Genomic DNA, 11066 nt, shown 5'->3' on the forward strand with positions numbered 1-11066 from the left:
TGACAATGCTCGCGCCATCCATGCCAGCCTCCTGCACCGGCACGCACCTGAATCAGAAAACCGCAGCGACGGGAATCCCCTTATGATTCAGCACGGTGAGAAACCGCTCTAGCGTTGCGCGGCGTCGACGCCCGCTCCGGCCGGGCGCTCTCGAGACCCATTGCGACAGGAGCGAGCGCCACCTCGGTCTCTTCGAAGGCCAGGCTCAGTTGATCGTCGGAAAGCTGTTCCGAGCGGGTACCGAAGCGATGCGGGTTGAGGGCCGCAATGATACCACTCAGCCGTTCGATCTCGGCGTTGGCCTCGGCACTGACGGTCTGCAGGTTGGCGATCTGCTCGCGAGCCTCCACGAGCATCGCGATGAGCACGGCGGGATCGTTAGGGAGGTCCGCGTCGACCAGCATGGCATGAGTGTTCCCCGTGAAGTTGGTCACGAGTTCGATGCAGCGCTTGCATGTCGAGTTGCTCCTCGGTTTTCAATTCCACGAACCGCATGGTCGGCCGGGTTGCCGCTTCCGCGATCGGCTCCGGGTCGCGGTCGTCGTTCTTCTGCGCCTTAACGTATGGACGGACATATTCCGACGACATCAGCCGAACGAGATGGCCTTGTCGTGCCAGCGCCCGTCCCATCGATGAGCTCGGCAGCAGGCCTCTATAGCCACGACGCAGGACGGCAGGTCTCCGGCGTATGTGATAAGTGACCCTGCTCGTCGCCGCAAAGCGGACCTGATGTACGCGGAGAGCCACCGGCCGCAGATGATGTCGCGACCTACAAAGATGCCTCCCACGTAGCGGATTTGGGGAAAAAGAGTCTTTTCCAACACCCGATCCATCTTGCCCCTCCCGCGCCTCTTGACTGCTCGACGAAACCGATGATACTCACTTCTAAGCATGCTTAATTGTGTATGCCTTCAGCAGGAAAAGAGCGTCCCGTGGGATGCCCTTGATAGTTCGCAAGTGAAAAATACTAACGTCTCCAAGGTTCCGAAGTGGGCGGACGAACCGCCTTGGTCAATTAGACCGAGACCCTGAAGTACGAAAAGCTCGGAGAGGATGAGGATTATGGCAATCCGCGTAGTGCTTATCGACGCATACGGCGATGGACGAGAAATTGAGTCACAAGAGGGCCAATCTCTAATGGAGGCCGCGCTAGCCGCTGGCGCTCCAGGGATAGACGCCGACTGCGGCGGAGCCTGCGCGTGTGCTACCTGTCAGGTCTACGTTCATCCCGACTGGCTGTCCCGCCTACAACCGATCAGCGGCGGCGAGGCCACAATGTTGGAATTTGCAGCCAACAAGGCAGATAATAGCCGATTAGCATGTCAGATCCGGTTGACGTCAACGCTTGATGGCCTGACCGTCACAACTCCAGAATATCAGTTCTAATAAGCGATCAACCTGCAGCCGCTAGGCTGATCTGAAGGGAGAGCCCCATGTCGCTCACGGAAAAACCTATTGAGACCGCCGAACGGAAGCGCTTCTACGATAAGATTGAGCGAAATTCGTACACCCCGCTTTGGAATGTTTTGTCCAGCATCATAACACCTACACCAAGAAGTGGGTGTCAATCGCACATATGGCACTTCGACGATGCAAAGGACTACCTACTTGAAGCTGGCGGCCTCATCACCGCGAAAGAAGCCGAACGTCGTGTCCTAATACTTGAAAACCCTGGGCTACGTGGACAGTCAAAGATAACCACCTCATTGTACGCCGGACTTCAAATTGTCCTTCCGGGTGAAGTAGCGCCAGCCCATCGACATAGTCAATCCGCCCTACGCTTTGTGATGGACGGCTCCGGTGCCCACACCTCGGTGGATGGTGAACGTACCTCTATGCAGTTCGGCGATTTCGTGATCACCCCCCCTGGGGCTTGGCACGACCATGGTAATGATAGTCCAGAGCCGATGGTTTGGCTCGATGGCCTCGATATCCCCATAGTCTCGATGTTTGACGCATCATTCGCCGAAGAGCATCATGAGGACCAACAGCCTATCGATCGGCAAGCCGGGGATAGCGGATGGCGGTTTGGCGCCAACATGCTGCCGGTAGATTATAAGTCATCGCGAGTTGTATCGCCGATCTTTAACTATCCATATGATCGATCCCGTGAGGCTTTGCGACACCTTGTGACACAGGGCGATTTGGATCCGTGTCATGGTATAAAGATGCGGTATATTAATCCTGTTGATGGCGGCTGGGCGATGCCCACAATCGCGCCGTGCTTACAACTTCTCCCAAACGGCTTTCGCAGCCACCCCTACCGCTCGACCGATGCAACGGTATTTGTAGTCACGGAGGGCACTGGGCGAACAACTATTAATGATCAGGTGTTCGAGTGGCGGCCGAAAGACATATTTGTTGTTCCTAGCTGGCACACGGTTACACATGAGGCCGACTGTGAAAGCGTACTCTTCTCATACTCCGATCGTGTTTGCCAAGAAAAGCTTGGATTGTGGCGCGAGGATCGTGGGAATAGTAGTCCCTTCCAGAGCCGATAAGCTAGTTCCTTGGTCGATATGCTAAACGCGTTTCTTGTTACACCGCCGCACTTGAGGAACCTGGGATGAAACATGAACTGTTAACGGTTGACGAAGTGGTAGGATGTTGGGCGATAATGCCCACCCCGGCGAAGCCAAACGCCTCTGATCCGCGGGCTGACGACACAGTCGACTTGGAGGAAACGGCCCGTGTCGTTGATGCTTTGATCGCTTCGGGTGTAGACGGTATATTGTCCATGGGGACCTTAGGGGAAGGCGCGACGACTACCTGGGCTGAGCAAGAGGCGTTCATGCGAACACTTGCTGATGCAGGCCGTGGCCGGATACCAATCTTCAGTGGTGCAACAAGCCTTAATACACGCGAATCAATCCGCATGACGAGGGCGGCGCGCGAAATTGGACTTACGGGTGTGATGCTAGGCCTCCCAATGTGGGTTCAGCCCGATCTGCCAACGGCGGTACAATTTTTTCGTGACGTCGCGGATTCGTGCCCAGACATGGCGATCTGCGCTTATGCCAACCCGGAGGCTTTCAAATTTGATTTTCCTCGGCCATTCTGGGCTCAGATATCGACCATTCCCCAAGTCGTATCCGCAAAATATATTAACACAGCGGCGCTCTACGCAGACTTGAATCTCACGCAGCGCCGCATCAGACTAATGCCACTTGATGTCGACTACTACGCGGCATCTCGACTCGATCCAGAGAACTGCAAGGCGTTTTGGACAAGCGGCGCAGTTTGCGGGCCTGCTCCCGTAATCCAACTGCGAGACGCGATAGCCGCAGCTACACAATCTAACGATTGGACCAAGGCGAAAGAACTAACCGACAGGATTGCATTTACCTATCGCACGCTTTTTCCTAACGGCTCCTTCAAAGAGTTTTCTGTCTATAACATTGGCATTGAGAAAGCTCGGATGGATGCAGCAGGATGGATGACGGCGGGCCCGTGCCGGCCACCTTACCATCTCGTGCCTGAATCGGTGCTGGATGGCGCTAGAGAGTCGGGCCGACAATGGGCGAGCCTTGCCGCTGCACTAGAGCAGGAGGGCCACAAGTGATGAGGGGTGCATTGGATTTCTACTTCGATTTCATGAGTCCGTTCGCGTATCTTGCGTTTCAAAGGGTTCCTAGCCTTTGCAAGACTTACGACTTACAACTGCGCCTTCGTGTCGTAGATCTTCCGAAGCTAAAGCTATTGGCTGGAAATACGGCGCCGCCTAACGTCAACTTGCCGTTAAAGCTTGCCTATTTCCGGGCCGATATTGAGCGATGGGCTTCAATCTATAGTGTTCCAGCGACGTTTCCTAAGACCTTGGATACAGCGGGGCTGAACAGGGCCCTACTTTTCGCGCTCGACAAAGGAGAAGGCTTGAGCTTCACTTGGCAGGCGTGGGACCAAGTTTGGGGCGCCGGTAGGGATCCTGCCGATCCAGCGCTACTCGCGGAACTCGCCGGCGGTCACGGTTGGCAAGTCGACGAGATAAACCGCTGGACCTCGTCACCCGAAGCTATCGCGCGATATGACAACGGAACTCAACAAGCTCATGACGCCGGAGTCTTTGGTACACCAACTATGATTGTAGGCGACCAAATGTGGTGGGGGAATGATCGCCTCGATATCATGGAAGCTGCGCTTCGGAAGGGGCATAGCTGAATTATTTTTGTCATCAGGAGGACAACATGGCGCTTCAGAAACTGTCGCATGCACATCTTAGAGTTAAAGATTTGTCGGAATCAGTTCGATTTCACACGGAAGTACTTGGGCTTGAAGAAGTTGCCTGCGAGAATGGTGTCACATACCTGACTTGTGGCACAGACGGTACATATGATGTCGCGGTAAGTGAGGGCGGGACCGGTGTGATTAGCTTCGCCATTGCGGCTGATGACAATGAAGATCTAGTTAAATATAAGTCACGTGTTGAAGGCGCTGGTGTGAGCGTGCGTGTGATGACGGATCCGGCACCTGGTGTGGAAAGAGCCATTGAGTTTGACCTTCCACCCCAACGTCAGAAGATGCAGATAGCCGTCCTTCGATCATCCGAACGGCAACACTACTACAATCCTGCCGCCCGCAAAACAAACCATCTTAGCGGTCTGGCGCCACTTGATCTTGATCACATTACGCTACGGGTCGGACCTGATGCCAGTCAGACGTTGGACTTTCTAACGCGTCACTTGGATTTTATCGCAGCGGATATCGTCGAATTTCCTTCGGGCGATGGTCGCCTCGCAGCGTGGCTACATGTAGGCGACTTTCATCACGATGTGGCGATGTTCGCAGGCGCTCCCAGCGAGACTCTAGATCACCTTGCATGGACCATCCCAAACATGGAGTATATGAAGCTCATGCTCGATCAAGTTGCGAGAGGGGGAGTAATGACGGAGGCTGGTCCAGGTCGGCATGGTGTGGGGTCAAACCTGTACTCGTACTTTTTTACCCCAGACGGAAACCGTTACGAACTTTCTGGCGAGATGCCGCGGTGTGTCGACCGCAAAGCAGGACCATTCATTCGCCGGGCCGATGATCCTGGTATCTTCAGTTCCTGGGGTGCGCAATTTCCAGAAAGTTTCAAGGTCGGATCCTAGCCCTATTACCGGCCGCGCCGTTCAGCTCTTGGGCCGAGAGGGAGGGCGCGGGACCTTTACGAGAATTATTGTCCGCGAAATCAATAGTTGGGATGATGTCGATGGAACGCGTGGTTATCGTAGGTGGTGGATTAGCTGCGGCATCGGCGGCCAAAACCCTGAGGGCGGAGGGTTTCGGCGGAGGTATAGCCATTTATTCCGAAGAGCGTCACCACATATACGACAGGCCACCGTTGTCGAAGGCAGTGTTACAAGGTGCAGCTAGTGCCGAAAGCACATGTTTGCTCAGCGCTGAAATGGTTCGAGATCTCAGGATTGATCTTATGCTCGGTGAAAGGATCGTACAAATCGATCGTAGCCGCCAATCAGTGATCCTTAGCTCAAGAGAAGTGGCTCCGTACGATAGCCTTCTTATTGCTACTGGCAGCCGCCCTCGGAAGCTTTCGGCCCATTTCGTCAATAAGACAAATGTTGTTTACTTACGAACTTTGGACGACGCGGACCGCTTACGTTCGCACATGGGGCCGGGCAAACACCTTTTATCTATTGGTGCTGGATGGATAGGACTAGAAGTAGCTGCAACAGCACGGAAGATGGGCATGAACACAAACGTAGTCGAGTTATCCGACCGACTATGCGGCCGCAGTCTGCCCCCCGACGTAGGAGAGGCATTGGCCAAAGTTCACCGCGACAACGGCACAGTATTGCACCTCAAGACGACGATCGATGAGGTATTTGGAGGTGAACGTGTCGAGAGTGTTAAGCTTTCGAGTGGGGACCTGATACCAGTTGATATAGTCGTTGTAGGTGTTGGTGCAATAGCGAACGATGATCTTGCCGAAGCAGCCGGTCTTGAGACTAACGCCGGTGTTCTAGTGGACGAACGGCTACGCACCTCCGATAACCTGATTTACGCCGCTGGTGACGTTGCCGCAATGCGCTCAAACGATGGCCTACCCAAGCGACAGGAGTCTTGGGCGAACGCCCAAGACCAAGGCGCTGCAGCGGCGCGTAGTATACTTGGCGATAATACGCCCTACGTCGCAAACACTTGGTTTTGGTCTGATCAGTATGACCTAAACGTCCAGATGATTGGCGATAATCAGCCAGAGAACGGGGTCGTACTCCGACGCTTGGGTGAGGGTAGAACATTCACGAGGCTGTCGGTCGCAGACGGTCGGATTGTTGGAGCAATATGTTTCGGCATGCCCCGCGAAATGGCAATCGTACGGCGCCTCATGGCGAAGGGCTACGTCGTTGATAACGAGGCCTTGGTAATAGAGCCAGATCTTAGGAAGCTTCTCTAAGAGCAACACGGTTCTTAGATCTTCAACTTTTATAAAGCGCCGATAAAGGTGCGTCTTCGTTGGGAGTGGATATGATGCTGAAACATTCGATCTATATTCTTGGATTTGCCCTATCGGCTGCCTTCACTCCTAGTGTTGCGCGGGCGCAGGACCTGGGTGGTCAAACCACCAACTCAAATTCGGCAACCGCAGACGATGGCGGCTGGTTCGTTCGGGGCGGGCCGGTCGGAATTTTCTTCAGTCCTGCTGCCGATCTTTCGGTCGGCGGGGCGCCTTTTCGAGGCGCTGACGTGACGGTGAACGACAATTACTCTGTCGATTTTGACCTTGGGTATCGTATCAATCGCTATATCTCAACTACCTTGACAATTGGTATCCCGCCGACGGCGAAAATCCGTGGCGCGGGAACATTGGCTGGAGCTAATCTGGGGAAGGTTACTTATGGTCCTGCTATCCTCGCCGCCCAGTTTAGAATACCGACGGGGAGCAGGCGATTTGAACCGTACATTGGAGGTGGGGTAAACTATACCGTTATCCTGAAGTCTAAAGGGCGTGACGTGGCGAACTTTGATGTGAGTAATGCGTGGGGTCCTGTTCTTCAGGGGGGTGTCGAGAGTATGATAAGTGATAAATTGGGGATTTATGTCGACGTCCGGAAGATATGGCTAAAGGCCGATATCAGCGGCAATCTCGGGGTTGGCGGGCCTCCGGCGACAGGCAAGGCTACTTTGAGTCCTCTACTAGTAGGGGCTGGGGTGGTCTTCCGATTTTAGCGCTGAAGAATATTTTCGCATGATCGTTTATAGATCCTTCTACGATGCAATATGTTTGGCTACTGACGCACCCGTCCCTGCACGATGCCGTCGTCGCCAGCCTCGCCTGCGGTTCGTTCAGGTACTGCTCGACTTGGTCGGCCAGACGCTGGAGGCGTTCGGCACTGGGGCTGTATTTGTGAGCAGCCCACACCTTGTGGTCCGGATAGATAGCAGTGCGTTCGAGCCTCCGTCATCGCTGGGCCTAGGTGGAGCATATCGGAACCGGAGGCTGGCAGTGGCGGGGTCGCGGCTGGCATGAACTCGTCGATCGGCGCATCGATCTGGTGCGCTGTCGACAACTCGTCGCGCAAGACCGTATAGAGCGGATCGGCGCCCAGTTAGGCGTTGGTCTTTGCGGGCTTAGCGCCGGTATGGTCGCGGCCGTCGGCGCAGCGCTCAATGGCAGACCGCGCGAGACGCTGAGCTGGACAACGCCAGCTGAGGCGTTTGACAAGACCACTCGCAGAGCGACAAACAGCGCGTTGCCACGACCAGTTGAATCGCCTTGCGACCCACGGTCGCTATGATCGATCGAGCCGCCCCGGTCGGTCGGACGGCGACTACTGAGCGCCTGTTCGAGCGCATCCAGGACAAAGCGGGCGCCCGCCATCCTGCTGGCGCGCCAGCCTACGATCCGTCTGGTGTAGGTATCGATGACGAGGCCAACGTGGACCAACGCTGCCCAAGTCGCAACATAGGTGAAGCCCGACACCCAAGCCTGTTCGACGCTGGCGCGGAGAACTGGTGGTTGACGTGATCGCGCGGGCACGGTGCCGCCTTGTCGCTGATGGTCGTAAGCACCGGCTTGCCCCGGATCACACCGTCCAAGCCCGTCTCATGCATCAGCCGTTCGACGGTGCAACGGGCGATCACGAAGCCCTCCCGCATCATCTGCCGCCATACCTTGCGCACGCCGTGGCGCACGGAGCTCTACGTGAACACGTGAGCGACCTGTACGCCTCCGGTAGGGGCCGCCTTGCGGGTCAAGCGAAGGACCGGTCTTAAGTGCGCTCTTAAGAGTACGCTTAGGAGTAGGTGTTGTGGGTCAGATCACGATTTTTGGCGGGCCTGAGCGCCGTCGCCGGTGGAGCGATGAGGAACAGGTGCAAATCCTGGCGGAGGCCTTTGCACCGGGCGCGTTTGTTGCGCAGGTCGCTCGGCGGCACGATGTTTCGACGGGGTTGATCTATACCTGGCGCCGCAAGCTTCGTCGACGGTCAGACGCGCCGACTGCGGTCGCCGGCTTTGCCGAAGCGGTGGTCGTTGATGATTGCCCTGTCGAATTGCCTATCGTGCAGCCGACCATCGTCGTTGATCTGGCGCGGGGCGGACGCGTGAGCGTCTTCGCATCAGCGTCGCCCGATCAGGTGGCCGCGGTGCTCAAGTCCGTGATCCGATGATACCTGTTCCGAACGGCGCGAAAGTTTGGCTGGCGTTGGGTCACACGGACATGCGGCGTGGCATGCGTTCGCTCGCATTGCAGGTTCAGCAAGCGCTGAACAAGGACGTCCATGCCGGCGACCTGTACGTGTTCCGCGGGAAGAGCGGGTCGCTGTGTAAGATCCTGTGGCATGACGGGCTGGGCATGTCGCTGTATGCCAAGCGGCTGGAGCGCGGGCGCTTCGTGTGGCCGGCTGCCAAAGACGGCACGGTCGCGATCTCGGGCTCGGCGATGGCGTGCCTGCTCGAAGGTATCGACTGGCGCAACCCGCAGGAAACGTGGCGTCCGACCCGGGTTGGGTAACAACTTCCAGAGGCAGCCGGGATGAGAAAAGCGGCTGAAATCCGCCAAAAACCGTAGGTTCCTCAAAGGTGTTCTGGTATAATCGGGCATGCTTTCGAGCGATGCCTCCGACGAGCTTTTGCAGCTTCGCACCGAACTGTCGGTGGCTCGTGATCTCGCGGAAAAGGCCCAGGCGAACGCGCTCAATGCCGAAGCCGAAACGGCCCGCGTCAGAGCTATCAATGCCGATCTGCTAGCCCGCAATGCTCATCTCGAGTTGATGAACGAGAAGATGCGGCGCGACAAATACGGCGCCAGTTCGGAACGCAGCCGTCGGCTGATCGACCAGTTGGAACTGACGTTCGAGGAGCTCGAGGCGGACGCCACCGACGCGGAGGGCTTGGGCGCAATAGCTGCCGCCAAAGCGACGACTGTGACCGCGTTCACCCGCGTCCGGTCCACCCGCCGCGACTTCGATCCAGGCTTGCCGCGCGAACAGGTCGTCATCCCGGCGCCCGAGCTGTGCCCCTGCTGCGGGTCGGCCGACCTCAGCCATCTTCCGGCCGACATCACCGAGACGCTCGAAAAGGTGCCCGCCCGCCACAAGGTGATTCAGACCGTGCGGGAAAAGGTCTCTTGCCGTCGGTGCGAGAAGATCAGCCAGCCACCGGCGCCGTTCCACGTCACCCCGAGGGGCATGTTCGGGCCACACTTTCTAGCCAGTTTGGTCTTTCAGAAATACGGTCTGCACCAGCCGCTCAACAGTCAGCGCGATCGCCTCGAGAGCGAGGGCATCTCCTTGAGCCTGTCGACACTCGCAGATCAGATCGGCGCAGTGAGCGTAGCTGCCAGGCCCTTGTTCCTGCTAATTGAAGCGCACGTCCTGGCGGCCAAGCGTCTCCACGGCGATGACACTACCGTCCCGCGGCTGGCGAAGTACAAGACCGACGTCGCGCGGATCTGGGATTATGTGCGCGACGACCGCCCGTTCGGCGGTCCAGCACCGCCGGCAGTGCTGTGCTATTACTCGCGGACCCGGAAAGGCGAACATCCCCGCGGACATCTCGCTGGCTATACCGGCATTTTGCAGGTCGACCGCTATGCCGGCTTCAACGACATGTTCCGCGATGGCTGGGCTGACAAACCGATGACGCGGGCGAATTGCTGGGCTCACGCCCGTCGGCAGTTCTTCGAGCTGGCCGATGTGGCGCGTCAGCTCAAGCGCCAGAAGGGTGGCGTGCCGCTCGTTTCGCCGTTGGCGAAGGAGGCGCTGGAATGGATCGACCAGATCTTCGCGATCGAGCGAGAGATCAACGGGCGGACTGCAGGCGAGCGCCTGAGCGTGCGCCAGGAACGCGTCGCACCCCTGATCCAAGCACTGGAAACCTGGATGCGGGAAAAGCGCGGCATTCTGTCGCGTCACGATGCCGTCGCCAAAGCGATCGCCTATCTGCTCAACGACTGGGCGGGGTTCACGACATTCCTCGCGGACGGTCGGATCTGCCTGACGAATAACGCGGCCGAGCGAGAGCTGCGCAGCGTAGCGCGCGGCAGGAAAGCATGGTTGTTTGTCGGCTCGGATCGTGGCGGTGAGCGCGCAGCGATGATGTACAGCCTGATCGGCACCGCCAGGCTCAATGGCGTCGATCCGCTCGCGTGGCTTACCGACGTACTTGTCCGCATCGCTGATCTGCCGCAGTCCCGGCTTCACGAGCTGCTGCCTTGGGAATGGATCCGCCTTCGTAAAACGCCGCTCATGCAAGAGGCTGCCTGATGACTGATCCCCAACCCGAACCCGAACTGATCGAATCTTCGCTGAACCGGTCGATCGAGCAAGGTGGCAGGCAACTGGAGGTTCACATCGTCCGTCTAGCTACCGAGCGAGGATGGACGCTCGAAGTGGTCAACGACCACAACACCTCAATCGTCTGGGACGACCAGTTCGAAACCGATCGCGACGCTGATGCAGCCTTCCAAAGCGCGCTGGCCGAAGAAGGTTTCGAGGCCTTCCTCGACAGAGGTGGTTCTAGGAATCTGAACAGCGGGGATAAGTGGATTGCCGATCTGACAGCGGCCATGCTGGCCGCGAAGAGGAAGCAAGATGAGCAAGCGACCCCGCCGGAACCACAGT

The 11066-nt window shown here is 57.3% G+C and carries 12 protein-coding genes and 2 pseudogenes; 11 read left to right on the plus strand and 3 right to left on the minus strand.

The features are described from left to right. Positions 1-80: 80 nt before the first annotated feature. Both U1708_RS19915 and U1708_RS19920 read right to left on the minus strand, forming a co-directional pair. Positions 81-404 (minus strand): IS66 family transposase, encoded by a 324-nt coding sequence (locus tag U1708_RS19915; protein ID WP_332747989.1) that lies wholly within the window; start codon positions 402-404, stop codon positions 81-83. Positions 405-423: 19 nt separating this feature from the next. Further along, positions 424-833, minus strand: a pseudogene (locus tag U1708_RS19920) (hypothetical protein); the annotation flags it as partial. A gap of 229 nt (positions 834-1062) precedes the next feature. Here U1708_RS19920 and U1708_RS19925 point away from each other — a divergent pair. From U1708_RS19925 to U1708_RS19955, 7 genes are all read left to right on the plus strand, one after another. Then, positions 1063-1386 (plus strand): 2Fe-2S iron-sulfur cluster-binding protein, encoded by a 324-nt coding sequence (locus tag U1708_RS19925; protein WP_052149083.1) that lies wholly within the window; start codon positions 1063-1065, stop codon positions 1384-1386. Between the two features lie 47 nt (positions 1387-1433). Further along, positions 1434-2501, plus strand: a complete 1068-nt coding sequence (gtdA, locus tag U1708_RS19930; protein ID WP_037529241.1) for a gentisate 1,2-dioxygenase — start codon at positions 1434-1436, stop codon at positions 2499-2501. A gap of 65 nt (positions 2502-2566) precedes the next feature. Further along, positions 2567-3562 carry a dihydrodipicolinate synthase family protein gene (locus U1708_RS19935; protein ID WP_332747992.1) on the plus strand — a complete coding sequence of 332 codons (996 nt, stop codon included), beginning with the start codon at positions 2567-2569 and terminating at the stop codon, positions 3560-3562. A gap of 11 nt (positions 3563-3573) precedes the next feature. Then, the gene (locus tag U1708_RS19940) at positions 3574-4158 is read left to right on the plus strand and encodes a 2-hydroxychromene-2-carboxylate isomerase (protein ID WP_332747993.1); all 585 of its coding nucleotides are present in this window, start codon (positions 3574-3576) and stop codon (positions 4156-4158) included. A gap of 26 nt (positions 4159-4184) precedes the next feature. Continuing rightward, positions 4185-5090, plus strand: a complete 906-nt coding sequence (locus U1708_RS19945) for a VOC family protein (RefSeq protein ID WP_332747995.1) — start codon at positions 4185-4187, stop codon at positions 5088-5090. A gap of 101 nt (positions 5091-5191) precedes the next feature. Next, positions 5192-6397, plus strand: a complete 1206-nt coding sequence (locus U1708_RS19950) for an NAD(P)/FAD-dependent oxidoreductase (RefSeq protein ID WP_332747997.1) — start codon at positions 5192-5194, stop codon at positions 6395-6397. A 71-nt stretch (positions 6398-6468) separates the two neighbouring features. Continuing rightward, positions 6469-7170, plus strand: coding sequence for an OmpW/AlkL family protein (locus U1708_RS19955; RefSeq protein WP_332747999.1), 702 nt, complete (start codon positions 6469-6471; stop codon positions 7168-7170). A gap of 547 nt (positions 7171-7717) precedes the next feature. Here the strand turns inward: U1708_RS19955 and U1708_RS19960 are convergent. After that, a pseudogene (locus tag U1708_RS19960) lies at positions 7718-8130 on the minus strand (DDE-type integrase/transposase/recombinase); the annotation flags it as partial. 122 nt (positions 8131-8252) lie between these two features. On the opposite strand from U1708_RS19960, the gene tnpA reads away from it, so the two are divergent. The 4 genes from tnpA to U1708_RS19980 form a co-directional block, all read left to right on the plus strand. Further along, positions 8253-8612, plus strand: coding sequence for an IS66-like element accessory protein TnpA (gene tnpA, locus U1708_RS19965; protein ID WP_332748001.1), 360 nt, complete (start codon positions 8253-8255; stop codon positions 8610-8612). Beyond that, on the plus strand, positions 8609-8956 hold the full coding sequence (gene tnpB, locus U1708_RS19970; RefSeq protein ID WP_332748004.1) for an IS66 family insertion sequence element accessory protein TnpB: 348 nt from the start codon (positions 8609-8611) through the stop codon (positions 8954-8956). The genes tnpA and tnpB overlap by 4 nt, the downstream gene beginning before the upstream one ends. 88 nt (positions 8957-9044) lie before the next feature. Further along, positions 9045-10709 carry an IS66 family transposase gene (tnpC, locus tag U1708_RS19975; protein ID WP_332748007.1) on the plus strand — a complete coding sequence of 555 codons (1665 nt, stop codon included), beginning with the start codon at positions 9045-9047 and terminating at the stop codon, positions 10707-10709. Beyond that, the coding region (locus U1708_RS19980; protein ID WP_332748008.1) for a hypothetical protein at positions 10709-11066 on the plus strand (358 nt) is incomplete at its 3' end. The genes tnpC and U1708_RS19980, both read left to right, overlap by 1 nt.

It is taken from the genome of Sphingomonas arabinosi, assembly GCF_036663715.1.
GTDB lineage: Bacteria > Pseudomonadota > Alphaproteobacteria > Sphingomonadales > Sphingomonadaceae > Sphingomonas.

Coding starts and splice junctions, on each gene's coding strand:
- U1708_RS19915 (WP_332747989.1), bottom strand. CDS start 404: ATGCTGGTCGACGCGGACCTCCCTAACGATCCCGCCGTGCTCATCGCG.
- tnpC (WP_332748007.1), top strand. CDS start 9,045: ATGCTTTCGAGCGATGCCTCCGACGAGCTTTTGCAGCTTCGCACCGAA.
- tnpB (WP_332748004.1), top strand. CDS start 8,609: ATGATACCTGTTCCGAACGGCGCGAAAGTTTGGCTGGCGTTGGGTCAC.
- U1708_RS19935 (WP_332747992.1), top strand. CDS start 2,567: ATGAAACATGAACTGTTAACGGTTGACGAAGTGGTAGGATGTTGGGCG.
- gtdA (WP_037529241.1), top strand. CDS start 1,434: ATGTCGCTCACGGAAAAACCTATTGAGACCGCCGAACGGAAGCGCTTC.
- U1708_RS19950 (WP_332747997.1), top strand. CDS start 5,192: ATGGAACGCGTGGTTATCGTAGGTGGTGGATTAGCTGCGGCATCGGCG.
- U1708_RS19955 (WP_332747999.1), top strand. CDS start 6,469: ATGATGCTGAAACATTCGATCTATATTCTTGGATTTGCCCTATCGGCT.
- U1708_RS19945 (WP_332747995.1), top strand. CDS start 4,185: ATGGCGCTTCAGAAACTGTCGCATGCACATCTTAGAGTTAAAGATTTG.
- U1708_RS19925 (WP_052149083.1), top strand. CDS start 1,063: ATGGCAATCCGCGTAGTGCTTATCGACGCATACGGCGATGGACGAGAA.